The organism is Ruegeria sp. BG7, from assembly GCF_056535685.1.
This window is the reverse complement of sequence record NZ_JBQFIU010000001.1, coordinates 350,949-376,140: the sequence shown is the minus strand read 5'-3', so window position 1 is coordinate 376,140 and position 25,192 is coordinate 350,949. Positions and strand designations below refer to the sequence as shown.

Annotated in this window: 22 protein-coding genes; 8 read left to right on the top strand and 14 right to left on the bottom strand. The window is 57.6% G+C overall.

The window, feature by feature from the left end; all coding sequences use genetic code 11:
* Positions 1–189: 189 nt before the first annotated feature.
* Positions 190–1,935 (bottom strand): methionine--tRNA ligase, encoded by a 1,746-nt coding sequence (metG, locus tag ACR3EH_RS01875; protein WP_171182856.1) that lies wholly within the window; start codon positions 1,933–1,935, stop codon positions 190–192.
* A gap of 255 nt (positions 1,936–2,190) precedes the next feature.
* Here metG and ACR3EH_RS01870 point away from each other — a divergent pair, with 255 nt between their 5' ends.
* Entirely contained in the window at positions 2,191–2,907 is a 717-nt protein-coding gene (locus tag ACR3EH_RS01870; protein ID WP_171647053.1) for an OB-fold-containig protein, read from the top strand.
* 34 nt (positions 2,908–2,941) lie between these two features.
* Complete coding sequence (locus ACR3EH_RS01865; protein WP_171675517.1) at positions 2,942–4,615, top strand: flotillin family protein; 1,674 nt, start codon at positions 2,942–2,944, stop codon at positions 4,613–4,615.
* 45 nt (positions 4,616–4,660) lie between these two features.
* Here ACR3EH_RS01865 and ACR3EH_RS01860 read toward each other — a convergent pair whose 3' ends face one another.
* From ACR3EH_RS01860 to ACR3EH_RS01830, 7 genes are all read right to left on the bottom strand, one after another.
* Positions 4,661–5,881, bottom strand: coding sequence for an MFS transporter (locus ACR3EH_RS01860; protein WP_171089579.1), 1,221 nt, complete (start codon positions 5,879–5,881; stop codon positions 4,661–4,663).
* Between the two features lie 80 nt (positions 5,882–5,961).
* The gene (locus ACR3EH_RS01855; protein ID WP_171646850.1) at positions 5,962–6,558 is read right to left on the bottom strand and encodes a YceI family protein; all 597 of its coding nucleotides are present in this window, start codon (positions 6,556–6,558) and stop codon (positions 5,962–5,964) included.
* A 61-nt stretch (positions 6,559–6,619) separates the two neighbouring features.
* Entirely contained in the window at positions 6,620–7,240 is a 621-nt protein-coding gene (locus ACR3EH_RS01850; RefSeq protein WP_171182863.1) for an ImuA family protein, read from the bottom strand.
* A gap of 59 nt (positions 7,241–7,299) precedes the next feature.
* Positions 7,300–7,881 (bottom strand): retropepsin-like aspartic protease family protein, encoded by a 582-nt coding sequence (locus ACR3EH_RS01845; protein ID WP_171182865.1) that lies wholly within the window; start codon positions 7,879–7,881, stop codon positions 7,300–7,302.
* A gap of 42 nt (positions 7,882–7,923) precedes the next feature.
* Positions 7,924–8,544 carry a MarC family protein gene (locus ACR3EH_RS01840; protein ID WP_171089588.1) on the bottom strand — a complete coding sequence of 207 codons (621 nt, stop codon included), beginning with the start codon at positions 8,542–8,544 and terminating at the stop codon, positions 7,924–7,926.
* Positions 8,541–8,933, bottom strand: coding sequence for an ACT domain-containing protein (locus ACR3EH_RS01835; protein WP_171182867.1), 393 nt, complete (start codon positions 8,931–8,933; stop codon positions 8,541–8,543). The genes ACR3EH_RS01840 and ACR3EH_RS01835 overlap by 4 nt, the downstream gene beginning before the upstream one ends.
* Positions 8,930–10,783, bottom strand: a complete 1,854-nt coding sequence (locus ACR3EH_RS01830) for an ABC-F family ATP-binding cassette domain-containing protein (RefSeq protein WP_171675519.1) — start codon at positions 10,781–10,783, stop codon at positions 8,930–8,932. The genes ACR3EH_RS01835 and ACR3EH_RS01830 overlap by 4 nt, the downstream gene beginning before the upstream one ends.
* Before the next feature lie 107 nt (positions 10,784–10,890).
* On the opposite strand from ACR3EH_RS01830, the gene ACR3EH_RS01825 reads away from it, so the two are divergent.
* On the top strand, positions 10,891–12,093 hold the full coding sequence (locus ACR3EH_RS01825; RefSeq protein WP_171182871.1) for a multidrug effflux MFS transporter: 1,203 nt from the start codon (positions 10,891–10,893) through the stop codon (positions 12,091–12,093).
* 115 nt (positions 12,094–12,208) lie between these two features.
* A complete protein-coding gene (gene ndk / locus ACR3EH_RS01820) occupies positions 12,209–12,631 on the top strand; it encodes a nucleoside-diphosphate kinase (RefSeq protein ID WP_155143779.1) in 423 nt (140 codons plus the stop codon).
* A 54-nt stretch (positions 12,632–12,685) separates the two neighbouring features.
* Here the strand turns inward: ndk and ACR3EH_RS01815 are convergent, their stop codons facing one another.
* Positions 12,686–13,033, bottom strand: coding sequence for a TfoX/Sxy family DNA transformation protein (locus tag ACR3EH_RS01815; RefSeq protein ID WP_171675521.1), 348 nt, complete (start codon positions 13,031–13,033; stop codon positions 12,686–12,688).
* 122 nt (positions 13,034–13,155) lie between these two features.
* Here ACR3EH_RS01815 and ACR3EH_RS01810 point away from each other — a divergent pair, with 122 nt between their 5' ends.
* From ACR3EH_RS01810 to ACR3EH_RS01800, 3 genes are read left to right on the top strand one after another with little or no spacing between them, the layout of a single operon-like run.
* Positions 13,156–14,721, top strand: a complete 1,566-nt coding sequence (locus ACR3EH_RS01810) for a CHAD domain-containing protein (protein ID WP_171182874.1) — start codon at positions 13,156–13,158, stop codon at positions 14,719–14,721.
* A 3-nt stretch (positions 14,722–14,724) separates the two neighbouring features.
* Positions 14,725–15,480 carry a ParA family protein gene (locus tag ACR3EH_RS01805; RefSeq protein ID WP_171182876.1) on the top strand — a complete coding sequence of 252 codons (756 nt, stop codon included), beginning with the start codon at positions 14,725–14,727 and terminating at the stop codon, positions 15,478–15,480.
* Positions 15,477–15,944, top strand: coding sequence for a CYTH domain-containing protein (locus ACR3EH_RS01800; RefSeq protein ID WP_171089601.1), 468 nt, complete (start codon positions 15,477–15,479; stop codon positions 15,942–15,944). Before ACR3EH_RS01805 ends, ACR3EH_RS01800 begins: the two co-directional genes overlap by 4 nt.
* Here the strand turns inward: ACR3EH_RS01800 and ACR3EH_RS01795 are convergent.
* The 5 genes from ACR3EH_RS01795 to ACR3EH_RS01775 form a co-directional block, all read right to left on the bottom strand.
* Complete coding sequence (locus ACR3EH_RS01795; protein ID WP_253746387.1) at positions 15,941–17,254, bottom strand: sensor histidine kinase; 1,314 nt, start codon at positions 17,252–17,254, stop codon at positions 15,941–15,943. The genes ACR3EH_RS01800 and ACR3EH_RS01795 overlap by 4 nt on opposite strands.
* A 49-nt stretch (positions 17,255–17,303) precedes the next feature.
* Complete coding sequence (locus ACR3EH_RS01790) at positions 17,304–17,984, bottom strand: response regulator transcription factor (protein WP_171089605.1); 681 nt, start codon at positions 17,982–17,984, stop codon at positions 17,304–17,306.
* Between the two features lie 180 nt (positions 17,985–18,164).
* Positions 18,165–19,601 carry a DegQ family serine endoprotease gene (locus ACR3EH_RS01785; protein ID WP_171089607.1) on the bottom strand — a complete coding sequence of 479 codons (1,437 nt, stop codon included), beginning with the start codon at positions 19,599–19,601 and terminating at the stop codon, positions 18,165–18,167.
* Between the two features lie 745 nt (positions 19,602–20,346).
* The gene (locus tag ACR3EH_RS01780; RefSeq protein WP_171646852.1) at positions 20,347–20,949 is read right to left on the bottom strand and encodes a nucleotidyltransferase family protein; all 603 of its coding nucleotides are present in this window, start codon (positions 20,947–20,949) and stop codon (positions 20,347–20,349) included.
* Positions 20,950–20,980: 31 nt separating this feature from the next.
* Complete coding sequence (locus ACR3EH_RS01775) at positions 20,981–23,398, bottom strand: GcvT family protein (protein WP_171646853.1); 2,418 nt, start codon at positions 23,396–23,398, stop codon at positions 20,981–20,983.
* Between the two features lie 192 nt (positions 23,399–23,590).
* Here ACR3EH_RS01775 and ACR3EH_RS01770 point away from each other — a divergent pair, with 192 nt between their 5' ends.
* A complete protein-coding gene (locus ACR3EH_RS01770; protein WP_171182884.1) occupies positions 23,591–25,159 on the top strand; it encodes an ABC transporter substrate-binding protein in 1,569 nt (522 codons plus the stop codon).
* Positions 25,160–25,192 lie beyond the last annotated feature (33 nt).

Genomic DNA, 25,192 nt, shown 5'->3' with positions numbered 1-25,192 from the left:
GAGTCGGAAGAACTTGGTATCAGGATGACTTTTTTAACTTGGTTTCTCAAGCGCGATGAATCCTGAACCGGCTGGAGTCAGCGCAGAATATTTCAGCGCTTTGGCTGGTTTAGAAGTTTGCTTCGCCCTCGCCCGCAAGCAAAACGGGGGCCAAACAGGCCCCCGAAGATTAATTGCACTGAAAGAGGGTCAGTTGCGCGTACCTGCAAATTTTTCCTGCCAGTCTTCGCGTTGCTCGTCGGTGATTTTCGCGAATAGAACATCTGGCACAGTAAATGCGTGACCGGCGGGTAGGGCGTCCAATGCCGCGGCCACATCTTCGGGCCAGCCTGTGTCCAGTGTGTTCATCGCGCTGAGCATACGGGCTGAGGTGTCCGGTATGAACGGCGCACTGAGCACAGCGTAAAGACGGATCAGGTTCAGGCCCAGTCGCACCTGAGCGGCGGCCTGTTCAGGGTTTTCCTTGAAGGTTGACCATGGGGCCGCAGCTTGAAGGTATTCATTTCCCGCAACCCAAATCGCCCGCAATTCTTGCGCGGATTTGCGAACTTCCATCGCTTCCATATGGCCTTCATAGGCGCGGACGCGGCGGGTCAACTCGTCGATCAGGGCGTGTTCGCGTTCACCATAGCTGCCGCCTTCCGGCACAGCTTCGCCAAACTTCGAGCGGCAGAACTTGGTGATGCGACTGACAAAGTTACCCAAAACATCGGCAAGGTCCTTGTTCACCGATTGCTGGAAGTTTTCCCAAGTAAACTCACTATCGCTGCTTTCGGGTGCATGGCTCAGCAGCCACCAGCGCCAATAGTCAGCGGGCAGAATCTCCAGCGCCTGATCCATGAACACGCCACGCCCCTGGCTGGTCGAGAACTGGCCGCCATCATAGTTCAAGTAGTTGAACGACTTGATGTAATCGACCAGCTTCCAGCGTTCGGACGATCCGGTGTCTTCGTTGTGCGCGTTTGTGCCCAGGATGGTGGCTGGGAAAGACAAGGTGTGGAAGGGCACGTTGTCTTTGCCCATGAATTGCACATATCGCACGTCATCCGCGCCCTTGTCGGTGCGCCACCAGCGCTCCCAGTCGGCATCGGTTCGGCCGCTGGCATCCGCCCATTCCTTGGCGCAGGCGATGTATTCGATGGGGGCGTCGAACCAGACATAAAAGACCTTGCCTTCCATGCCGGGCCAGTCCTGATCTCCTTTTTTAACCGGAACGCCCCAGTCCAAGTCGCGGGTGATGCCCCGGTCTTGCAGGCCGTCGCCATCATGCAGCCATTTCTTGGCGATTGATGTGGTAAGGACCGGCCAATCGGTCTTGCTGTCGATCCACGCGTCCAACTGGTCTTTCATCGCCGACTGGCGCAGATACAGATGTTTCGTCTCGCGCACTTCCAGATCGGTCGAGCCGGAAATGGCCGAGCGTGGCTCAATCAGATCGGTCGGATCCAATTGCTTGGTGCAGTTCTCGCACTGATCGCCGCGTGCGCGGTCGTACCCGCAATTGGGGCAGGTGCCTTCGATATAGCGGTCGGGCAGGAAACGGCCATCTGCGTTGGAATAGACCTGTTTCTCACTGACCTCACGGATCAGGCCCGCTTCATCCAGTTTGCCGGCGAAATGCTGAGTCAGGCGTTTGTTTTGTTCGCTGGATGAGCGGCCAAAGTGATCGAAGCTGAGGCCGAACCGGTTGGCGATATCCGCCTGAACCGCGTACATATCTGCGCAATATTCGGCCACGGGCTTACCGGCTTTGGCGGCCGCGAGTTCCGCAGGCGTACCATGTTCGTCGGTGGCGCACAGGAACATGACCTCATTCCCCCGGCCACGCTGGTAGCGTGCGTACAGGTCGGCTGGCAATTGCGAGCCGATCAGATTGCCGAGGTGCTTGATCCCGTTGATGTAAGGGATCGCCGAGGTGATGAGAATCCGAGCCATTTTGCGTGTCCACGTAACTGTCTGCGCGCTCGTCTACCTTATGTAACCCGCCAGCAAAAGGCCGGGTTTTGCGTGGATGCCCTGAAATGCCACGATCCAGTCAAAAAACGCTTTATCAATTGAATAGCGATTGCAGGTCAACAGATGTCCACACTACCCATAGGTTGAAAACAGAATCACGATCTCTTGTATTTTTTTTACGACTACCCATATTGAGTGTATACAAAAGTATACAAAAACGAGGGCATATTGCTAATGTTCGACTTCCTGCTTGAGGGTGCATTCGTGCCCTTTACCATGGCGCTTGCGCTGCTGTTTGGCCTGCTGGCCCTAGAGCTGATCGCTCTGGTGCTGGGTGGAAGCATGCTGGCAGGCGAGGGCGAGGTCGATCTGGATGCTGTGGACGTCCCGGATCTGGATGTCGCAGACTTCGATCTCGACATAGATGCCGACATTGATTTGGGCGAGTTTGAACTGGCCGAGATTGAGACGGACGTGCCTGATGCCGCCGCTGCCGGGCCGATGGCTTGGTTGGGGATTGGCAAAGTGCCCTTCATGATCTGGCTTGTTGTGTTGCTGGCGGGTTTTGGTCTGTCGGGCATCGGCCTGCAATTGGCGCTGCGTGATTTGTTGGGCTTTGACCTGCCAAGCTGGATGGCCGCAATCCCGGCAGGTGCGTTTGGTCTGTGGTTCGCACGTGGCTTTGGAGCCGTGTTCGCCCGCCTGTTGCCGAAGACCGAGACTGAGGCGATGTCCGAACGGATGCTGGCCCGCCGTCGCGGAGTGATCTCACAAGGAACGGCGTCTCGTGGCCGCCCTGCCGAGGTGCGCGTGATGGACCGGTTCGGAAACACCCATCACCTTCGCGCCGAGCCGCTGCAAGACAAAGACATCCTTGAGCAAGGCACCGACGTGTTGGTGCTGCGCGACAGACGGCGCGACCGGTTCGTTCTGGTCGGCTTGTCGGACTAACCAAATTACCAACTCTTAAATCGGAGGATTTTGTATGGAAGTTTCATTCCTGGCGATTACGGTCGTCACCATTCTGGCCGTCCTGTTATTCATCGGCCTTGTCCTTGGCCGCCTGTATAAACGCGCGACCCGCGAAGTGAGCCTGGTGAAAACCGGGGCAGGAGGCAAAAAAGTTATCATGGATGGCGGTGTGGTCATTGTGCCGTTGCTGCATGAGGTCAGCCCTGTGAACATGAAAACCCTGCGCCTTGAAGTGCAGCGCAGCGGTGAAGCCGCGCTGATCACTCAGGACCGCATGCGCGTGGATGTGGGTGTCGAATTCTACGTCTCTGTCATGGCGACTGAAGAGGGCATCGCGCGCGCCGCGCAGACACTGGGCTCGCGCACCTTTGACGTCGAACAGCTGCGCGAGATGATCGAAGGTAAACTGATCGACGGTTTGCGCGCCGTGGCCGCGCAGATGACCATGGACGGGCTGCACGAGAACCGCGCTGACTTTGTGCAAGAGGTGCAGAATGCTGTGTCCGAAGACCTGTTGAAGAACGGCCTGTCGCTGGAATCCGTGTCGCTGACTGCGCTTGACCAGACACCGTTCGAAGCACTGGACGAGAATAACGCCTTTAACGCTGTGGGTATGCGCAAACTGGCCGAGGTGATTGCAGCCTCGAAAAAAGAGCGCGCGCAGATTGATGCGGATGCCGAGGTTGAAGTACGCCGGGCCGCGATGGAGGCCGAGCGTCAGAAACTGCTGATCGAGCAGGACGAGGCACAGGCGCGGATCGAGCAGACTCAGAAGGTTGAAACCCTGCGCGTGGCTCAAGAGGCCGAGATTGCGGCGCGGACCGAAGACTCGGTGCGCGAAACCGAACGTGCCCGGATCGCCCGTGAAGAAGCCATCCGCGGGGCCGAGATCGAGCGCGAGCGCAAGATCCGCGATGCTGAGATTGCCAAAGAGCGAGAGATCGAAGTGGCCGAGCAGGAACGCCAGATCATCATCGCGCAGAAATCCGAAGAGGAAAGCCGTGCTCGTGCTTCTGCTGACCTCGCCCGGGCCGAGGCGACAAAGGCGACCGAGGCCGTCGTGACCGCCCGTGAAGTGGCCGAAGCTGAACGCCAGAAGCAGATCGTATTGATCGAAGCGACGCGCGAAGCGGAACGTCAGGCGACTGCGATCCGTCTGGCCGCGCAGGCCGAGAAAGAGGCCGCCGCAGACCGTGCCGAAGCGCGTCGTGAAGAAGCACAGGCCGAAGCGGATGCGTTGAACATTCGAGCCGAAGCCAAGAAGAACGACATGCTGGCCGAAGCGGAAGGTAAGCGCGCCATTGTTGAAGCCGACAACGCTCTGTCTGCTGCGCAGATTCGTATGAAAGTCGATATGGCGCGGATCGAGACGATGCCGTCGATCATCTCGGAAATGGTGAAACCGGCCGAGAAGATCGACTCGATCAAAATCCATCAGGTTGGTGGGATCGGTGCCGGTGCTTCAGGCGGTGGAGCGGCCAACAGCGACAAGCCGGTGGTCAATCAGGCGCTGGATTCGATCATGGGCATGGCTGTGCAGATGCCCGCGCTCAAGAAACTGGGCGAGGAGCTGGGCCTATCGATGGAAAACGGTGTCGGCGGTGTGGTGAACGGTGCGCTAGAGGCGATGCCTGAACCAGCAGACGCGGTCGAGATTGTCGAGGAAGAGACGTCGCCGACTCAGTAAAAAACGAACAAAGAACAAATGGGCCGGGAATTTCCCGGCCCTTTTTTATTCTTCCCGAGAGCGTTTCAAAAGGCGCCCGACGGTAAAGGATGTACGCGGAGCGTAGACGTAGTTTGTCCGCTCTTCCGGCGTCGGGCGAGTGCGCATCCGTGCAAGACCAAAGATGATCAACCCCAGATGTCCGACGGCCACAAAGGCAAACAAAGCGCCGGGACCAAACTGCTCGATCAGTGTCGAGGAAATATAGGGCGATGCAATTGCGCCCAAGGCGTACCAGAACATCAGGGCCGCAGACAGTTCGACCCGTTCTTCACTGGTGGCAAAGTCATTTGCGTGGGCCGAAGACAGCGAAAAGATCGGAAAGGTCGTCAGGCCAAAGAACCCGGCGGCCAGCATCACCCCAAGTGTCCCGGTCCCGCTTGCAGCCATCGTGAACCCGCAACTCAATACAGCGGCGGCAGACAACCAGATCAGAACCCAGCGTCGGTCATATTTGTCGGCCAGCCAGCCCAGTGGATACTGTGCCAGCGCCCCGCCCAAAACAAACGAGGCAAGGAAGAACGCGATCTGGTCCACGCCCAGCCCGACTTCTTGCCCGTAGACCGGACCTACCATGCGGAAGGACGCAGAGCTGAGCGCCGAGACGATCACGCCGGCCACAGCCAGTGGGGAACATGCCCATGCAAGCTTGGGCCGCAGCCGCTGCGTGTTCGGTGTTTGCGGTTGGCTGGCACGTGTCAGGGTCAGGGGCAGCAGCGAGGCACAGCACAGGATCGCCAACAGGTTGTAGGACACGTAAGAGGCAGGCGGCAGCACCGCGATCATCAACTGTGCGCCCAGCGAGGCACCCAGATCTACAAGCCGATAGGTCCCCATGGCCCGCCCGCGCGTTTCATTTGTGACCTTGGCGTTCAGCCATGCTTCGATCACGGTGTAGCATCCCGCAATACAGGTGCCCGACGCGATCCTGAGAACCGCCCAGATGTAGGGATTGTCTGTCAGGGTGTGACCGATCAATCCCATCGCGCCCAAGGCGGTGCAGACTGCGAAAGCACGAGAATGGCCGACACTGCCCATCAGGCGCGGTGCCCACCAGCACCCTACAAAAAAGCCAATAAAATGGGCTGAACCCAGCAGACCGATCTGCTCGGTCGTGAATTCCAGCGTGATTCCGGAAATAGCATCGAGCGGACCAACCCCGCCCGTCGACAGCTGCAACAGAATGGCCGAAAGAAAAAGGGCGGCAAAGGAAATGATCGTGCGCATAGTGATCTCAGATTGGCGTCGTTGCCGCACAATGCGCGCATCTATTCGACTTTATCGAGTCGTTTTTTGCGCTTTGTTAGTTAACGCGCACGGCTGATCTCGGCATGGATGTCCAGACCGACGTTGTCGCGAACCAGATCAGGATAGCCTGACGCGCCAAAGTCATGCCGGTTGAGGGCTCCGGTCAGGCCGATGGACAACGTGTTCAGATCGTCTGCCGCTGTGCCTGCCTGCCGATATAGATTGGCGTTCAGCGTGATTGGCCGCGTTACGCCTCGTACGGTCAGGTCCCCCGTAATGCGGGCCCCGTCCGAGATGCGCCCCTGTGCGCCAAGCTCAATTTTCGTTGAGACAAACCGGATCGTTGGGTGCTGTTTGGCATCTAGTACACTGGGGCTGAGCATGGGCATTCGGGCAAAAGGCAACCGCGTTCTGGCCTTGCTGACGTCCAGCACAACCGAGACTTGACTGTTCTGCAGTTGGCGCGTGTCGATGTTAACATCGGCGGATCGGATTGGCATGGATCCCGACTGCATTACGCCCGACAGATTGAAGCTGAAGCCGACCCTGGTGTCTGTTGTCGACAGAACGTAGGGGCTGAGCGTCGCGTGCGACGGTCGGGCAATGGGCAGGGACGCCAGCCCGGCAAGGAAAATGCGTCGGTTCAATACTGTCATGCCCGAAGGCTAGGGCGTGCACTGTGACCGGCCAATCAAACATTGCGTGATCGCGGCTTTTTCAGGCCGGGGCTTCGTTGGTCGCGATGCGCTTGAGGTGCAGGCCGGACCGGGCGGCGGTCATGGTGGCCTGCCATGTGACCGGGGGCAGGGCACGGGCGCGGCGGCGGGTCAGGGTCCAGCGCCGGGCCTCGCCCTGATGGGCCGCAGCCATGTGCCAGCGCGTTTCGACCCCCTGCGCGCCACCGTCACCAGGTGTCAGCAGCAGGCCAAGCGGAGCCCGCCCCATCGTGCCGCCCTGTTCGGCGGCCAGATGCATCCGGCGCACCGGTGTCAGACCCGGCGCGCCCGGCAGGTCGCCGATGATCAACGGGATCGCCCCGCTGCGCAGCGCCTCTTCCATGCACCACAACAGATCTTCGGCGCGGGTGGGGCGGACAAAGATGAACCGGGCCGGATCGGCAAAGGGCATCATCCCGTCCGGGTTCAGCTGACCAGGCTCCCACGCGGGCGAGATCCACAGCACGGGCCCCTGCGCCTGACTGGCCAGCCACATGGCAAAGCTGCGCCGGGCAGGGCCACATGCCTCGTGCACGCGGCCCAGTTGCAGGGTGATTTGACTATGTAGGTTCAACCCCGGAGCAGCGCGCGCGGGTTTTTGATCAAGAAGATGAGCCGCCATATAGGCAGGCTAACATGTTCTTATTTTGTTCTCAATGATCGAATGCAACCCTGAAAGGGTCAGCGCGACAGGATCATGCGCCCATTTGCGAATTGGATGTTGGAAAATCGATGAAGGTAATCCATCCCCAGCAAGGACTTGTGCAGCTCGCCCTCATTAACCCAGGCAGATACGTTTTGATCGGTGATGGGGCCGACGGTCAGAGTTTCAAGCCGGACCGGGGCGGTGCGCACCTCACCGTTGGCGGTCAGGGCGCGTCCAAAGTAATTCAGTTGATCCGGGTCGATACCTGCACGTTTCGCGTCCTGTGCGCTCAGGACAATTTGGCTGGCACCGGTGTCGACAAGAAAGTTGATCGGCTCGCCATTCACCAGAACGGGCAGATAATAGTGGCCATCATATGCGCGGGGTACCTCAATCGTTTCGCCAGTAACCGTCATCTGCGGAGCAGGGCTAACCGTTGAACGGATATCTTCCCAAAGACCAATAATCGCGATGACGCCGACGAAAATGAACACCCAGGCCATCACCTGTTGCAACGTCTTGTTCAGGGACTGTCGATTGTACGAGATGAACCAGAACACCAGCACTGTGCCAAGTATGACCAGATACACCAGTTGTCCAAAGCTGCCGCCATCCATGTGGTTCACCCCACCAAAGTTACGTGCTGTTTATATGGGGGTTTAAGATGCAAAACCAAAGGCCTTTAGGCCATCCAGAATGAACTGCACCGACAAAGCCGCCAGCAGCATCCCCAGCAACCGGGTCAGCACATTCAACCCGGTTTTGCCCAGAATACGTGCGATCAGACCGCCTGACAGGAAGAAGATCAAAACGACGGCCATAACGGCCAGCATCACCAAGATTGCCTCGGCGATGCCCAGAAACCCCGGGTGCTGACCGGCCAGAAGGATGATCGTCGCAATCGACCCGGGCCCAGCCACCAAAGGAATGGCCAAAGGAAAAACAGACGGATCGGGGTGTTCTTCTTCTTCGGCCCGATCCTCGCGCCGTTTGGTGCGCCGTTCGAACAGCATGTCCAGCGCGGTCAGGAACAGCAGCGCGCCGCCTGCAACTTTGAACGCCTCCATCGAGATGCCGACAAAGCCCAGAACCGCCTCACCAAAGGCTGCAAAGGCGATCAGGATGCCCGAGGCCACAGCACAGGTGCGATAGGCCGTCATGCGACGCGTGCGGGCATCCATACCCTGCGTCATCGCGACAAAAATCGGAGTTGTGCCAAACGGATCAATCACCACGAACAAGGTCGTGAACGCGGTGATGAAAAAGGCAAGGTCGATCATCGGTTAGCCCCTTGCTGAAGTTCTTTCAAAACAGCCAAAGCCTTTTCAGCCAAGGTGCTGGGAACGTACACGTGGTCATGGTGATACCCGGCAACCATGTTTGCAGGAATGTTGTTTTCCGCAAGGGCGGTCGAAACGGCAGCGGTCAGGCCCACCCCCTCAAGCGACGAATGAACCTGCAGAGTGATGCAGCGCATGGGCACCGCGTCTTCCGGTGCGGCGCCAACGGGGATGATCAGCGACAGACCTTCGGCTTCGATGCAGCTTGCCCGTGTACCCACGGGCCAGGCTTCCTCTTGTGGCCAGACAACAAACGCAAATTCGCCCGGCTGAAGCGCGGGGCGCATGCCTGCAATCATGGCCTTGGTTTCAACGACGGGCTTCATCATGCAACGTTTTCTGCCTGTTCCAGCCGTTCTGCCGCAGCAACCCATAGTGCTTCGGCCTTTTGCATCGCCTCGGTCACTTCCGCGAATTTGCGGTTCCAGGTTTCCAGATCGTTGATCTTGTCGTCTTCATACAAAGCCGGGTCCGACAGTTTGGCCGAAAGCTTGTCATGCATATCCGTCAGCTTTTCGATCCGATCCTCGCATTTGCGCAAATCGGCCCGCAAGGCCAGCATAGCCTCGCGCGAGGGGCGTTTGGGCTTGCTGACTTGCGGCTTTTCTTTGACCGGCTTGTCCCGCGCCAATAACATAGATCGGTACGCTTCAAGGTCGCCGTCGAAGGGCTTGACTGTCCCGTCCGAGACCAACCAAAGCCGGTCCGCGACAAGGCTTAGAAGGTGCATGTCGTGGCTGACTAACACGACTGCACCGGAATAGGCGGTCAGTGCTTCGACCAGAGCCTCGCGGCTTTCGATATCAAGGTGGTTGGTCGGTTCATCCAGGATCAGCATATGCGGCGCATCAATCGTGGCGATCAGCAGCGACAGGCGCGCTTTTTGGCCACCTGACAGACGACCGACCTCGGTTTCGGCCTGATCCGCGTTCAGTCCAAATCCAGCCAGCCGAGAGCGCCACTTGCCCGGCGCTTCGTCAGGACGCAGACGGCGCAGGTGGTCCAATGGCGTTTCGTCCACGTAAAGCTCATCCACTTGATGCTGTGCGAAATAGCCGATGCGCAGCTTGTTGGAACGGCTCATCTTGCCCGCCAACAGGGGCAGGCGGTCGGACAAAAGCTTGGACAAGGTTGATTTGCCCTGACCGTTCTTGCCCAACAGGGCAATCCGGTCATCCTGGTCAATCCGCAGGTTCAGGCGGCGCAGAACCTCAGTCTCGCCATAGCCGGTCACACCACCTTCGATCTGGATGATCGGCGGCGACAGTTCTTCTGGCTCGGGGAAGGAAAACGCGCGCAGGGCGGCCTCTTGCGGGGTTGAGACCAGTTGAATGCGCTCGATCATCTTCAGGCGGGATTGGGCCTGAACGGCCTTGGACGCCTTATAGCGGAAGCGATCGACGAAGCTTTGCAAATGCGCGATGCGTGCCTTCGCCTTGGCGTTCTCGGATTCCGCCTGCGCCAGACGTTCAGCGCGCCGTTCGGCGAATTTGTCATAAGGCACCGCGTAATAGGTCAGCTTGCGGTCTTCCAAATGCAGGATCGAGCCGACGGCACGGTTCAACAACCCTCGGTCGTGGCTGATTATGATCACCGTGTGCGGATATTTGGCCAAATAGCTTTCCAGCCACAACGCGCCTTCAAGGTCCAGATAGTTGGTTGGTTCGTCCAGCAACAGCAGATCAGGCTGCGAGAACAACACCGCTGCCAAAGCGACACGCATCCGCCAGCCGCCCGAAAAATCCGAACAGGGCTTTAGCTGGTCTTCATCGTCAAAACCCAAGCCTTTGAGGATCGAGGCAGCGCGCGCCTCGGCGGACCAGGCGTCGATATCGGCCAACCGGGTCTGGATCTCGGCAATGCGGGCGGGGTCTTCGGCGCAGTCGGCTTCGGCCATTAAAGCGCTGCGTTCCGTGTCAGCGGCAAGAACCGTGTTGATCAGCGAGACATCGGACGAGGGCACTTCTTGCGCGACACCGCCGATCCGCGCGCGTTTGGGGACCAAGATATTGCCCGATTCCAGCGCCAGTTCCCCTCGGATCAGGCGGAACAGGGTGGTCTTTCCGGTGCCATTACGGCCCACAAGGCCAACCTTGTGCCCGTCTGGAATGGTTGCGCTTGCGCCGTCAAATAAAGGGCGGCCTTCAACGGCATAGGTGATGTCTTCGATCCGTAGCATGGGCCGCTCTTAGCAGAGGCGTGATGCCGCCGCCAGCGGCTTGGCATGTTCAAGTCTCATGCAATGTGTTAGCGCTGTGTCGTTTGCTTTTCTGAACGGTTTTTCCCATGCGCGCGGCCCAAACGCCCCCTCATCTGATCACGCTGATCTTTGCCACTGCGTTGTCGGTGCTGTCGCTGAACATGTTCCTGCCGTCGCTGGCCCACATGAGCGAAGATTTCGGCGTGGATTACGGCCTGATGAACCTATCGGTTGCCGGTTATCTGGCGGTTTCAGCCGTGCTGCAACTGATCATGGGGCCGCTGTCTGATCGCTTCGGACGCAGGCCGATCCTGTTGATGAGCATGACGATCTTCGTCGTCGCCTCAATCGGTTGCACACTGGCCGAGTCGATCTGGGGGTTCTTGGGTTTCCGGCTTTTGCAGGCTGCGGTGGTGGCCGGGTCGGTTCTGTCCAGCGCATCGATCAGAGACCGGTATCCACCGAACGAGGCGGCCAGCAAACTGGGGTATGTGGCGATGGCCATGGCTTTGGCACCGATGCTTGGGCCGATGCTGGGCGGCGGGCTGGATATGCTCTTTGGCTGGCGCTCGGGGTTTGTGCTTTACACTATGCTGGGGGCAGGGCTGTTGGTTTTGCTGTGGTTTGACATGGGCGAGACCAACATGAACCGCTCGTCCACCTTTACAGCCCAACTGCGCGAATACCCGGATCTATTTCGCGCCCGCAGGTTCTGGGGTTACGCCTTGTGCGCGTCGTTTTCGATTGGCGGGTTCTACAGCTTCATAACCGGCGCGCCTCTGGTCGCCGCCGCTTGGTTCGATCTGAGCCCTGCGATGTTGGGCCTTGGCATAGGGATTATTACCGGCGGGTTCATGGTGGGTAACTTCGTCACTGGCCGGATCGCCGCGCGGACACGTCTGACCACGATGATCCTGATCGGACGGATTGTAGCTTCGACCGGGCCGTTCTGTGGATTGCTGCTGTTTCTTGCTGGCCTTGGGTCGGTCTGGGTGTTCTTCGGCTCGGCCATATGCGTGGGATTCGGCAACGGGCTGACCAACGCCAATGCCGCGGCAGGAGTCATGTCCGTGCGCCCCAGGCTGGCAGGCAGCGCAGCAGGGTTGTCTGGTGCGATGGTGGTGGCGCTGGGTGCAATCCTTACCTCGATGACAGGTGCATTTGTCAGCCCCGAAAACGGACCTTTTCTGGTGCTGGGCATGATGTGGGCATGCAGTTTTGCCGGGTTGCTTGCAGTGCTGTATGTCCGTCGTCTCGACCGGATCGACCCGTTGCCGGATACATTCTGAACGCCAAAGCGGCGAATGGGCTATCATAACACTTTTCATAAGCCAAAGACCGTGATACGCGGCGCGCGATGGATTTCGGCGCGGGCCCCGCGCCACATTGTAAGGAGAGGCCGACATGGCACTGGAACGCACATTCTCGATCATCAAACCCGATGCAACCCGCCGCAACCTGACTGGCAAAATCAACGCCAAGTTCGAAGAGGCCGGCCTGCGCATCGTCGCGCAAAAGCGCATCCACATGACCAAAGAGCAAGCCGGCAAGTTCTACGAAGTGCACGCCGAGCGTCCGTTCTATGACGAACTGTGCGAATTCATGTCGTCGGCTCCGGTTGTTGTTCAGGTTCTGGAAGGCGAAGGCGCCATTGCAAAGAACCGCGAAGTCATGGGTGCAACCAACCCTGCAGACGCGGCAGCTGGCACCATCCGCGCCGAGTTTGCCGAGTCGGTTGGCGAAAACTCGGTCCACGGTTCGGACGCACCAGAAACCGCAGCAGTTGAGATCGCGTACTTCTTCTCGGGCATCGAACTGGTCGGCTAAGCCACCGCTTTTGCCAACGTATTGGACCGCTCCGCTTGGGGCGGCCTTTTTTGTTCAGACTTGCTTTAGATCTTGTGGTGCAACGCGCACGCCAATGGCATCCAGATCGGCGATCATCTTATTTTCCGGCGCGGCACTGTTGCCTGCCTTTATCGCGTCAAAGCGCAGCCGTAGGGCTTTCTTTTCTTCGCCTTTGCAGTCGTTCCACGGACGGCCCCGCAACCCCATCACCAGAACGTAGTAGCCGATAAAATGGGCCTTGGTTCCGGCGCGTAAAAGACGGGCATAAGCCTCGTCTGGCCCCAGCTGTCGCAATTCTTCCGCCGAATGAATACCTGCACGGGCGCAGGCTTGTTCGAAAGCCGGGCCAAGGTTTCGGATCGATGAAACAGGGTCGCTCATTCGTTCGTTTTACGTTGATCCCGCAGCCCTGTCACCCGAGGATTACGTTTGGTCAAAACGGAATGTCTTGATGTTTTCTCAAGCTTGCGTTTGCATGAGGCGAGGCTTTCGCGGAGGGTCGAGTGTTTGAACACAAAAAGACCAAGGAAGGATCGGCAGAAGGGGGAATGACTGTGCCGCCTGAAGCTCTGTTCTTTCTGTCCTCGCTGATGGACACGAAAGCTCTTGAAGCTTCTTTGACGGGTTTAACTTTGGTGATTGAGCCAAAAGGCACAAGCAAGCCTTTTTCGCTGTTGGATTGCCATGATCAGACCCAGCGCGCAGCGGGTCGAGTGCTGATCGAAAGCGGTGCGGCATTGCACTTGCTACAAAAAGGCCAACGCCCGTTGTCCCAGAACGGCATGGGTAATGGGCGATTTGTTCAGAACCTGCCTGACGGTGAAGTTCGGGCAGCGTTGCAGGATTTTCCAACGCTCCGGGCCCTGATGCAGATCGGGGTTGGTAAGCTGAAAGAGAAGTCTTTTGTCGTGCTGGATGAGCTGCAAAAGACCCAGGTCAGAGGGGTGATCTGGTCTATGACGTCAACCTCGGGGCGGGCTACGGTTGTTCGATTGCATGGATTGCGCGGTTACGAGCGTGCCTATCAAAAGGTCTGTTCTTCAATCGTTGAACTGCCGGGCTGCGCACAGGACGTTGAAGCGTTGTATGCGGGGCTGTTTCCGGGCTTGGTGACCTACCGGGCAAAGCCCGAGATCGCGCTTGGGAAAACGGAACCTTCGCTTGAAGTGGCGACAGATATTATCCACACCTATCTGAAGGTTGCCCGCCAAAACGAAGAGGGCATGGTCGCCGATATTGATACAGAGTTTCTGCACGATTACCGTGTGTCTTTGCGTAAAATCCGGTCTGTGGTCAGCCTGTTCAAAGGGGTGTTTTCCGAAGATCAGACCGCCGATCTGAAACGCGTTTTTTCGGACCTTATGGCACCAACCGGGCGGCTGCGCGATCTGGATGTGTATCTTTTGGAAAAAGATATGTATTTCAGCCTGATACCGGCCAATCTTCATTTGGGATTGCGGGCGATGTTTGACCAGTTTCAGAAAGAGCGCAAACAGGAATTGTCGCGCTTGTCTCGCAGATTGCGCAGCCGTGACTACGACGCCTCGATGAACCGGCTGATCGAAAAGTTTGACGGCACCGCCCATTTGCAACCCGGGCCAAATTCGGACCGGGGCGCTTATGATTATGCCTGTGCGCTGATCTGGAAACGCTATCGCAAGGTATGCAAAATCGCGCGTAGTATCACCGATGACACTCCGGATGAGACGGTCCACGACCTGCGTATCGACTGTAAGAAACTGCGCTATTTGATGGAGTTCTTTGCCCCGCTCTTTGACGCAAAGGCATTCAAAAAAATCCTCAAGCCTCTGAAAAAGCTGCAAGATAACCTGGGCCTGTTCAATGATTATTCCGTGCAACAAGAGGCGTTGCTGACATTTGTCTCGCAGCAAAGCAACGCGCAGGGTCGCGTGGATGCACAGATCGGTTTAGCCGCGGGAGGGTTGATTTCTGTGCTGGATCAACGCCAAAAATTCGAGCGCAGCCGTGTCATCACCAGTTTCCGGCATTTTGACAGCCCTGAAACCCAGCATCTGTTCCGCAGTTTGTTTCACCATAATGAGGAGTAAGGGATGAAGATCATTGCCTGCTACAGCAACAAGGGCGGTGTCGGCAAAACCGCAACCTCGGTGAATCTGGCATATGCCTATGCGCAGGCGGGGAAGCAGGTTTTGCTGTGTGATCTCGACCCTCAAGGCGCGTCGGGTTTTTATTTTCGCGTGAAACCCTCAAAGAAGCTGACGGACGCGCGGTTTTTCGAGGACGTGGATCGGTTCATCAAAGCAATCCGGGCCAGCGATTTCGAAGGTTTGGACGTGCTGCCTGCAAACCTGACTTTCCGTGATTTCGATGTCTTCCTGTCCCGGATGCGGAACAAACGCTCGCGCCTGAAAAAGGCACTGGTTTCGGCCGGCAGCGATTATGACGTGATCATTCTGGATTGCCCGCCAAACTTTTCAACCCTGTCCGAAAACATCTTCAAGGCGGCGGACGAAATCGTCGTGCCGGTTATTCCCACAACGCTGTCTGAACGCACATTCGACCAGTTGGTAAGCTTTTTTGATGAACACAAGCTGCGAAAGAAAAAGCTGAGGGCGTTCTTTTCGATGGTCCAGCAGCGGAAGGTTCTGCATCAGGAAACGATGCTGTCGATGCGCAAGCTGTATCCTAAACGGTTTTTGCAAACGACGGTGCCATTTGCGGCGGACATCGAAAAGATGGGTCAACACCGCGCCCCGGTCAGCACTTATGCCGGGCGCAGCGTGGCCTGTGCATCCTACCGAGCGTTGTTCGAAGAATTGGAAAACGGAGCGGTTTCAACCCAATGAGCAAGGAAATCGAACGCAAGTTTCTGGTGGCTACCTTGCCGGACCTGAGTAGTGCGCAGAAAGCCGTTGTGCGACAGGGATACTTGACGGCGCCTGATGACTCGACCGAATTGCGGTTGAGGCAAAAGAACGATGCGTTTTTTCTGACTTTGAAAGGTGGCGGTGGTTTGGTCCGTGTTGAGCGTGAGGCACAGATTACGGAAGAACAGTTTGAAACGTTCTGGCCCGAAACCGAAGGTCGCCGTGTCGAGAAAGAGCGGTACACCGGACAATTGCCGGATGGGCTCATGTTCGAGCTGGATATCTTTTCGGGCGATCTGGCGTCTTTGCGTCTGGTTGAAGTGGAATTCGACTCGGAAGAAGATGCCGCGGCTTTTTTCCCACCGGATTGGTTCGGGGCGGATGTGACAGAAGACAAACGCTATAAAAACAAGACGATGGCGACAGAAGGTATCCCTGTTTAAGGGTTCTGGGCCAGATAGATCGTCGCCTGTAGCCCAGGATCACAGTTTTGGGCTGCAAACCTGCCGCCATGCATATGCGAAATCGCCGCGACCAATGCCAGTCCCAGCCCGGCGTTGCGCTCCGTCCGCGCAGGGTCAAGTGTAACGAATGGAAGTTGCAGGCGGTCTAGTTCTTCGGGTGGGACGCCCGGACCTTGGTCGCGCACGTGCAGACATGCAAATCCGTTTTCGGCATCCAGCGAAATCGTGATGGTCGAATCCGCAGGCGCATATCGCATCGCGTTTTCAAGCAGGTTGGACAAGGCCTGTGACAGAAGCGGGCGGTGCCCTTCGATCGGGGGGGCAGAGCCAGTGACGTCGAGTGAAATACCCTGATCAGCGGCAACTGGGTCGTATAGTTCAACCACATCACCGACCAATTGCTGCAAGTCGATGGTTTCAAACTGTTCGCGCCCAAGCCCGGCTTCGGCGCGTGAAATCTCGGTCAGTTGTGCCAGCACGCGCAGCACGTGGTCTATTTCAGCCGTTGCACGGGCGACATCGACTTCACGGTCCAGATCGGTTTTTCCCGGCTCTGACAGAGCCTCGACACGCTGGCGCAGGCGAGAGAGCGGAGATCGCAGGTCATGTGCTATGGAATTCGACGTGGTGCGCAGGTTGCTGATCAATTCTTCAATCCGGTCCAGCATGTTGTTTAACGTGCCCGAGACCTGGTCAAATTCGTCGCCGGTTCCGCGCAGAGGCATTCTTTTGGATAGATCGCCAGACACGATGTTTTCGGCCGTACTGGCTATGTCCGAAAGGCGTGCAAAGACCAGACGCGTGAACAGCCAGCCGGTGATCACGCTCAGCACAAAGGCGATCCCCAGTGCCAATGCGACCGACCTGAACAGGACGCGATCAAACTGCTGACGTGTGGCGGCATCGCGCCCAACCAGCAGACGTTCGCCACCCGGCAGGCGGATTGAGGCGGCAGAAACCGGGACAAGCTGGTCATTGTCGGCGCGGCGAAGCTCCAGATCGACCCAACCGCTACCTGCTGCCACATTTACGGGCCAGGATTTCAGGTTGCCGACCAGCTTGACGCCCATCCGATCCGTCAAAAGGTAAAGCGCGTCACGTTCAGAAGCGCTTGGCAGGCGACGCTCAATTGCGGTGATCAGCCCAAGCAGACCTCGCCGTTCATATTCATCCGCCAATCCCGTCAACTCGGCAGAGACGACCGAGCGTGTCTCGGATTCAATGCTTCGGTTTGCGGTGACGTACACCACAGCCAGCACCGAAGCAGTCAAAAAGGTGCTGAGAAACATGCTGGTCGCGACTAGCCTTGTTCTGGAATTGTTCAGGGAAAGCCGCAGGTTATCCATCAGACATCATGTAACCCGCACCGCGGACGGTTTCAATCAACGGGGTATCGCCGCCTTCATCCAATTGTCGACGCAGCTTTGAAATATGGACGTCGACAACATTGGTGTTTGGATCGAAATGATAGTCCCAAACGCCTTCCAGCAGCATAGTGCGCGACACCACTCGGTTCTTGCGACGCAGAAAAAACTCTAGGATCTGGAACTCGCGCGGGGTGAGCGTAATCTCGTGCCCGTCGCGGGTGACTTTTCGGGTCAACAGATCCATCTCAAGGTCTTTGCAGGTGAGCGTTGGCGTTTCTTCGGATTCCTGCGGACGTCTCAGCAGAGCTTCGATTCGGGCATGCAATTCCTGAAAGGAGAACGGCTTGACCAGATAGTCGTCCGCGCCCGAGCGCAGACCCTTAACCCGTTCGTCCACCGCGCTCATGGCGGTCAGCATTAGGACGGGTGTTTTCAAACCGGCTGCGCGAAGAGATTTGATCAATGACAGCCCATCCAAGCCTGGCAGCATCCGGTCCAGTACAATGGCGTCGAACCCTCCATCTGTGGCGTGATACAACCCTTCGCGACCATCTTCTGCGGTTTCAACCACATAGCCTTCTTCGCCGAAGCCTTTGGCGATGAAGTCCCTGGTGTCAGCGTCATCTTCCACGATCAACAGACGGCGGCTCATGGTCGGGCTCCTTTCTATCGGGATTTAAACACAATTTTCAGGTGATGCACATTGAATTCGGGGGATCTTGCCGGGTGCTGGGCATGCACCCGGCAAGCCCGGCGGATAGTGGACAACTCTGTTCCGCCGGGTGAGGCGCGCGCCGAAAATCCCCATCAAGCGGCGCGCGCGTGTTCAAGGCTAGGCCAGTTCGACCGCGACGAAGATCTGGCTGCCACCGCGATTGATCAGCACCAGCGCCGGATCGGTTTTTTCGCTGTCCAGTGCAGCCTTCAAGGCGTCAGGTGTGAACGTGTCCTGGTTGCCAAGTTTGACGATGACGTCACCACGCTGCAGACCGGCCTTTGCGGCTGGGCTGTCCGGTTTCAGGTCTGTGACCACAACGCCTTCGACCGTCTCGGCCACACCGGTCTCGGCGCGTACCGTCTCGGTCAGCGGGGCGACTGTGACGCCCAGCGTCGTGCCTGCAACTTCGGCTTCGACCGGCGCATCGGCCTGAGCAGACGCCGTCTGGTGTTGGCCAACGGTCAAAGTCAGCGTTTCCTCTTTACCGTCACGCAAGACTTTCAAAGTACTGTCAGTACCAACTTTGGTTGTGCCGACCAGAATGGGCAAATCACTGCTGGAATCGACGGCTTCGTCATTGAAGGACAGGATCACATCACCCTGTTTCAGAACGCCATCCGCCGGGCTGTCGGTTACCACGTCGGAAACCAATGCACCGGATGACGCATCGATCCCCAGGGCTGCCGCGAGTTGAGGGCTGACGTTTTGGATCGAAACACCCAGCCAGCCGCGGCTGACCTGGCCATCGTCACGCAAATCGGCGGTGATATGTTCTACGATGTTCGACGTCACGGCAAAGCCCAGGCCCACCGACCCACCGCTGGGTGAATAAATGGCTGAATTCACGCCAATAACCTCACCATCCATGTTGAACAGGGGTCCACCTGAATTGCCCTTGTTGATGGCCGCGTCCGTCTGAATGAACTCTGCGTAGGGGCCTTCTGAAATGTTGCGACCCTTTGCCGAGACGATACCGGTGGTTACGGTTGAACTCAGACCAAACGGGTTACCGATGGCCACAACATCTTCGCCGACGCGGATGACATCGCTGTCGCCCATCTCAACGGCCTGAAGTGCGGTGTCTGCATCGATTTTCAAAACGGCGATGTCGGTCAGTGGGTCTGTTCCGATCACTTCGGCCTCAAAGGTGCGGTCATCGTTCAGCCGCACGGTCACGGTTGAAGCGTTTTCCACGACATGGTGATTGGTGACAATGTATCCCGCTTCATCCAGAACAAAGCCCGAGCCCAAACCCTGTGCTGGGCCTTGCTGGGGGGCGTTGAAGCCTTCGGGCGCGCCGAAGCGTTTGAAGAATTCGCCAAACGGATGCCCGTCGAAGTCAAAGTTTTGCCCGGGTGTCGCACCGGGTACGATTTCTTGTTCCGCTATGATGGTCACGACCGAAGGTGAAACGGTTTCGACCAGATCTGCCAATGCCTCGTCCGCCATGGATGGAATGGCAGTTGTTGCCAGCATGGCTGCGCCCAAGGCACTGATGCCCATCCAGTTGGAGGTCCGGGGAAGTAATAGCGATGATTTGCGGATGCTCATTTCTGTCTCCTGTATGTGTCGCGCAGGTGCGACTGCGCGTTGAAACAAGAGATGGACCGGCAGGATTGGTCTTTCCTTAGGGATATGTGAAGAAATCTTAATTTTGCCACAAACCCAGTGTTCTGTGGCGGCCGACGTCAGTACGGGATTCGCTAAAATTACCGGGTTGTCGGCGTGCGAATCGGAGGATTGTTGCTGAAATCGACGTCAAACTTTCAAAAGCATTGAATTATTTTTGTTTTGTTGACAATGATCCTTCGACAGGATGGGGAAAAATACAGCTCCCTCAATGGTTGTGCTCAGGTTGGCGTTTAGCTGGACTTGATGTGAAAACTTTGACGTGAGCGAGGCGTAAGCACGAATAAGTTTGTGCATAACCTCGAATCGTTATCGTGTGTACAATCGTTCAATCCCCTATAGGTTGATTGACGTGTGGAGCGTTGTTGCTCAAAAACCATTCAAAGTTGAGCTAAGTTAACCATACCTTCCAATTTTACGTTGTTTCGCGTGTTCAGATCAGTGAGGATGAACATGCCCAAGTGAGGGGGAGCCAAAAGCGCTAGGGGGCGCTGCTGGTTCACTCAGTCACCGAGAGTTTTAGCGGCGTGTTAACGAGGGGGTCTTGTTTAGGTTTGGCTGCTATGTAGTCGGGTTGTCGTGAAGGCAAGCAGACCAGGCTTTTGGGATTGAGAAAAGTGGTAGTCCTGTTTTGGGCACCGGCCCGGTCTTCAAGACCGGGCCGTGTTTATTTTAGGCGCCGCTTTTTGAGCCAAGCGTTCCAGTCATCGGGCGTATCCAGGTCAAGCAGAGCATTTCGGTCTGGCAAGCGGTGCAGATGTACTTTGCCTTGATGAGCCCGCACCACTTGTTGAGCACCGTCATCGCCCTGCAAATCTGAGAGTTGGCCAAAAAGGCTTCGGTCAAAGATCACCGGATGACCGGGTTTGCCCTGCGCAGTGGCACCGCGCCAGACAAGCTTGTCGGGGTGGGTTTTGCGTGCGTTCAAGACCGCAGCCAGATTGGCACTGGAAAGATCCGGCAGATCCGCCAACAAGACCATCACTGCTGGAGCGTCGGACGAAACCCGTCGCATCGCAGCGCGCAGGCTTGCGTTCATGCCTTCTTCGGCGTCGGGAACAGGTACTGCCTGAACATCCAAACCATTCAGCGCGTCATATCTGGGGTGTGGTTTAGGGGGCAGGGCAGCAAGCACGGGGCCGACAGCCTGCGCGCTGCGCGCCGATCGCGTCAACAAGGGGACCCCGTCAATCATTTGCAACAACTTGTCCACGCCGCCCATGCGGCTGGATTGTCCGGCGGCCAGCAGGATGATGGGAATATCAGTCATGCCGTCACAATGCCGCCGGTAGAACGCAGTGTCATCCCCTCATGCGTGCACCGTCCGGGTCAAACAAAGGCTTTGAGAGTACTTTTGCCTTGCACATCTGCCCAAGGATTTCGATTTCGACCTCTAATCCATCGGAGACGCGGTCAGAAGGTAAGAAACCCATTGCAATGGATTTTTGCGCGAAGTGAGAGTACCCGCCCGATGTACAGAAACCGACCACAGTACCGTCCAGCCAGATTGGTTCATAGGCGTTCACATCTGCGTCGTCTGCATCGACTTCGAAGGCGACCAAGTTGCGGTTGGTTCCGTCAGCACGTTCTGCCTCGGCAACGGCGCGGCCGATAAAGTCGCTGTTCTTACGGAATGAGATAAAGCGGTCCAGCCCGGTTTCCGCAGCGGTGTAGTCGGGCGAGAATTCTCGCATCCACGAGCCGAAAAACTTGTCCAGCCTCAGGCTCATCATTGCGCGCATCCCAAAAGGAACCATGCCATGCGCTTGGCCGGCTTCCCACAAAGCCCACCAGAGTTGCCGCTGGGCCATAGGATCGCAGTAGATCTCGTACCCCAAATCGCCGGTATAGCTGACCCGCTGAACGATGCATTCGGTCATGCCAACGGTCATGCGGCGAACATCAAGAAACTGGAATTCACTGAGGTCATCTCGGGTGCAGGCGGCCAGAACCTGCGTTGCCTTGGGACCAGCGATCTGAAACCCGTTCAAGCGGTCGCTGATGTTCTCGATGGAAACGCCATCCTGCGCATTTTGCAGGAACCAGCGCATGTGGAACGCTTGACTGCCATAGGAGGCTGTCAACTGAAACTCGGTTTCGCTCAGGCACGACGCGGTGAAATCGCCAATCAGTTTGCCTTTAGGCGACAGCATCGGTGTCAGGGACAGGCGTCCGGGTTTTGGCATACGTCCTGCCATTATCCGGTCCAACCAATCCCGCGCCGCTGGTCCGGTGATCCGGTATTTGCCGAAGTTATGGACCTCGTTTATGCCAACGTTCTCGCGCACGGCACGCACTTCGCGTCCCGTCGCCTCGAAGGCGTCTGAACGACGGAACGAAGGCGTTTCGTAGCCCGGCTCATCCCCTTGGGCAAAGTAGTTGGCGACTTCGAGCCCAAATTGCTGGCCCCAGACTGCGCCCAGATCGCTGAAGATGTCGTACATCGGCGTCGTGCGGTTCGGGCGCGCAGCTGGCAGTTCCTCGTTCGGGTAGGCGACGCTGAAGCGTTTCTGGTAATTCTCGATCACTTTGGGGCGCGTATAACCGGGGCTGATCCAGTCGCCGAACCGGGCCACGTCCATGGCAAAGACATCGCGCTCTGGCTCGCCCTCAATCATCCATTGCGCCAGTGTCAGGCCAACCCCGCCGCCCTGGCTGAATCCGGCCATCACGCCACAAGCCGACCAGTAATTGCGCATTCCAGGCACCGGCCCGACCAGCGGGTTGCCGTCGGGCGCAAAGGTGAACGGCCCGTGGATTACAGACTTCACACCAGCTTCGGCGAGAACCGGGAAACGTTTGTAGGCGAACTCGATGCTGTCGGTGATTTTGTCATAGTCATCAGGCAGCAGTTCGTGACCAAACTCCCACGGCGTGCCATCCACAGCCCAGGGTTTGCAAGGCTGCTCGTAGAACCCTATGCAAAGCCCACGTCCTTCTTGCCGAAGATAACTTTCGCCAGCCGGGTCCATCACATGTGGATGCTCGCCACCCGCATCAATGATCGCTTCGATCTGCGGGATCGAATCCGTGACCAGATACTGGTGCTCCATCGGGTGCAGAGGGAAGTAGACACCGGCCATCGCGCCCACTTCACGCGCCCATAGGCCGCCTGCGTTGACTACATGCTCGGCGTGAATGGTGCCCTTGTCCGTCACGACTTCCCAAGTGCCATCGGGGCGTTGATTGGTTTCGCGTACCATGCAATGGGTTTCGATTGTTGCCCCGCCCATGCGTGCGGCCTTGGCATAGGCATGAGTGGTGCCCGACGGATCCAGATGCCCGTCCAGAGGATCAAACAGCGCGCCGATGATGCCATCGGTATTGGTGATAGGTGCGATCTTTTTGATCTCGTCTGGCCCGACGATTTCCGTCTCAAGCCCCATGAAACGGTGCTTGGCGCGTTCTGCCAACAGCATGTCGAAGCGGTCCTGATTGTCGGCCAGCGTCACGCCACCCACATGATGCAGACCGCAGGACATGCCTGTGATCTCTTCCAGTTCTTTGTACAGCCGGATGGTATAGCCCTGAAGCGCGGCCATGTTGGTGTCGCCGTTCAGCGTGTGAAACCCACCCGCCGCGTGCCAGGTCGAGCCCGAGGTCAGTTCAGAGCGTTCCAGCAGCATGACATCTGACCAACCCAGTTTGGTCAGGTGATACAGAACGGAACAGCCGACGACACCGCCGCCGATGACCACCACGCGGGTTTGCAATTTCATAGGGACCTCCGATTGATTTCCGCCAGTGTGCGCAGCGCGCCCTTAGGCGCAATGCCAAATGCGACAAAACTTGTCGTGGAAGTCGTTTGCAGTGCGGGATAGACGCGCCAGAGGTCGGTCACGCGCCTGTTACAGAATCAATCTATGCGCCGCGCGACTGCACCTTCATGAGACACTCAGATAGGAAAAGAAATGAGTAAATTCGATCTCAACCCCCAAGCGCTGAGCCGCCGGGAATTCATGGCGAAATCCGCGGCCCTGGGCCTGAGCGCAGCTGTGGCCAGCACGATCTGGGCCGAAGCGGGTCTTGCGGACACGCCCAAGAAAGGGGGACATTTTGTTCTGGGATTGAAAGGGGGCGAAAGCACCAACACGCTGGATCCTGCCCTGTCGGCGTCGCATGTGACCGCCAAGGCGTTGCGAGCGTTTGGCAACACGCTGACCGTTGTCACCGCAGAGGGCGGCATTGCCCCAAGCATCGCAGAAAGCTGGGAAGCAACAGAGGATGGCAAGGTCTGGACCTTCCGTATCCGCAAAGGCGTAGAGTTCCACAACGGCAAAACCCTGACGCCAGAGGATGTTCAACTGACGTTGGCACGCCACTCGAACGACGACGCTCAATCCGGTGCGCTGGGGATCATGCGCGGGATCGAGGATATTCGGGTCGATGGCGACAACCTGGTCATCACCCTGACCACTCCGAATGCTGACCTGCCTTATCTGATGTCGGATTATCACCTGATCATGCAGCCGGGCGGCGGCATGGACAACCCGGCAGACGGGATTTCGACCGGGGCCTATAAGGTGGTCGCGGATGAACCGGGTGTGCGTTACGCATTTGAAAAGTTTGCCAACCACTGGGATGACAGCGTTGGTCACTATGACAGCCACGAGATTTTGGTTCTGAACGATGACACCGCCCGCTCTGCTGCTCTGCAGGCGGGGCAGGCGCACGCGATCAACGTCGTTCCGCCACGCACCGCCAAACTGTTTGGTCGCGCACCAGGCGTAACGCTCAACGCATCGTCGGGCCGTGGGCACTACATCTTTGTCATGCATTGCGACACCGCGCCTTTCGACAACAAGGACCTGCGTTTGGCGCTGAAATACGCCATCAACCGCGAGGAACTGGTGGACAAAGTGCTGCGCGGCTATGGCTCGGTTGGCAATGATATTCCGATCAACGAAGCCTATCCTCTGTTCGACGATTCGATGGAGCAGCGTGCGTTTGATCTGGCCAAAGCTGCCGAGCATTACAAGGCATCCGGGCATGACGGATCACCCATCGTTCTTTATGTCTCAGACGCGGCATTTGCTGGTGCGATCGACGCGGCGCAGCTGTTTCAGCTGTCAGCGCAAGAGGCGGGCATCCCGCTGGAGATCCAGCGTGAACCGGCAGATGGCTATTGGTCCGAGGTGTGGAACAACAAGCCGTTCTGCGCGTCTTATTGGGGCGGGCGCCCGGTGCAGGACCAGATGTGGTCCGTCGGTTACCTGTCCGCCGCAGACTGGAACGATACCCGCTTCAAGAACGAACAGTTCGACGCCCTGCTGCTGAAGGCGCGCGCCGAGTTGGACGAGAGCAAGCGTAAGGATATCTACGGTCAGATGGCCCGGATCGTCTGGGAAGAGGGCGGTCTGATCAACCCGATGTTCAACCAGTTCATTGATGGGTATTCGGACAAGGTGACAGGTTGGTCCGCGCATGCAAACGGCGACCTGATGGATGGTTATGTCGCCAGCCGGACCTGGTTCGCCTAAGGCTTTGACACCGACCGGTGCCCGGATTTGGGG

Coding starts and splice junctions, on each gene's coding strand:
- metG (WP_171182856.1), bottom strand. CDS start 1,935: ATGGCTCGGATTCTCATCACCTCGGCGATCCCTTACATCAACGGGATC.
- ACR3EH_RS01870 (WP_171647053.1), top strand. CDS start 2,191: ATGTTCGACTTCCTGCTTGAGGGTGCATTCGTGCCCTTTACCATGGCG.
- ACR3EH_RS01865 (WP_171675517.1), top strand. CDS start 2,942: ATGGAAGTTTCATTCCTGGCGATTACGGTCGTCACCATTCTGGCCGTC.
- ACR3EH_RS01860 (WP_171089579.1), bottom strand. CDS start 5,881: ATGCGCACGATCATTTCCTTTGCCGCCCTTTTTCTTTCGGCCATTCTG.
- ACR3EH_RS01855 (WP_171646850.1), bottom strand. CDS start 6,558: ATGACAGTATTGAACCGACGCATTTTCCTTGCCGGGCTGGCGTCCCTG.
- ACR3EH_RS01850 (WP_171182863.1), bottom strand. CDS start 7,240: ATGGCGGCTCATCTTCTTGATCAAAAACCCGCGCGCGCTGCTCCGGGG.
- ACR3EH_RS01845 (WP_171182865.1), bottom strand. CDS start 7,881: ATGGATGGCGGCAGCTTTGGACAACTGGTGTATCTGGTCATACTTGGC.
- ACR3EH_RS01840 (WP_171089588.1), bottom strand. CDS start 8,544: ATGATCGACCTTGCCTTTTTCATCACCGCGTTCACGACCTTGTTCGTG.
- ACR3EH_RS01835 (WP_171182867.1), bottom strand. CDS start 8,933: ATGATGAAGCCCGTCGTTGAAACCAAGGCCATGATTGCAGGCATGCGC.
- ACR3EH_RS01830 (WP_171675519.1), bottom strand. CDS start 10,783: ATGCTACGGATCGAAGACATCACCTATGCCGTTGAAGGCCGCCCTTTA.
- ACR3EH_RS01825 (WP_171182871.1), top strand. CDS start 10,891: ATGCGCGCGGCCCAAACGCCCCCTCATCTGATCACGCTGATCTTTGCC.
- ndk (WP_155143779.1), top strand. CDS start 12,209: ATGGCACTGGAACGCACATTCTCGATCATCAAACCCGATGCAACCCGC.
- ACR3EH_RS01815 (WP_171675521.1), bottom strand. CDS start 13,033: ATGAGCGACCCTGTTTCATCGATCCGAAACCTTGGCCCGGCTTTCGAA.
- ACR3EH_RS01805 (WP_171182876.1), top strand. CDS start 14,725: ATGAAGATCATTGCCTGCTACAGCAACAAGGGCGGTGTCGGCAAAACC.
- ACR3EH_RS01800 (WP_171089601.1), top strand. CDS start 15,477: ATGAGCAAGGAAATCGAACGCAAGTTTCTGGTGGCTACCTTGCCGGAC.
- ACR3EH_RS01795 (WP_253746387.1), bottom strand. CDS start 17,254: ATGTTTCTCAGCACCTTTTTGACTGCTTCGGTGCTGGCTGTGGTGTAC.
- ACR3EH_RS01790 (WP_171089605.1), bottom strand. CDS start 17,984: ATGAGCCGCCGTCTGTTGATCGTGGAAGATGACGCTGACACCAGGGAC.
- ACR3EH_RS01785 (WP_171089607.1), bottom strand. CDS start 19,601: ATGAGCATCCGCAAATCATCGCTATTACTTCCCCGGACCTCCAACTGG.
- ACR3EH_RS01780 (WP_171646852.1), bottom strand. CDS start 20,949: ATGACTGATATTCCCATCATCCTGCTGGCCGCCGGACAATCCAGCCGC.
- ACR3EH_RS01775 (WP_171646853.1), bottom strand. CDS start 23,398: ATGAAATTGCAAACCCGCGTGGTGGTCATCGGCGGCGGTGTCGTCGGC.
- ACR3EH_RS01770 (WP_171182884.1), top strand. CDS start 23,591: ATGAGTAAATTCGATCTCAACCCCCAAGCGCTGAGCCGCCGGGAATTC.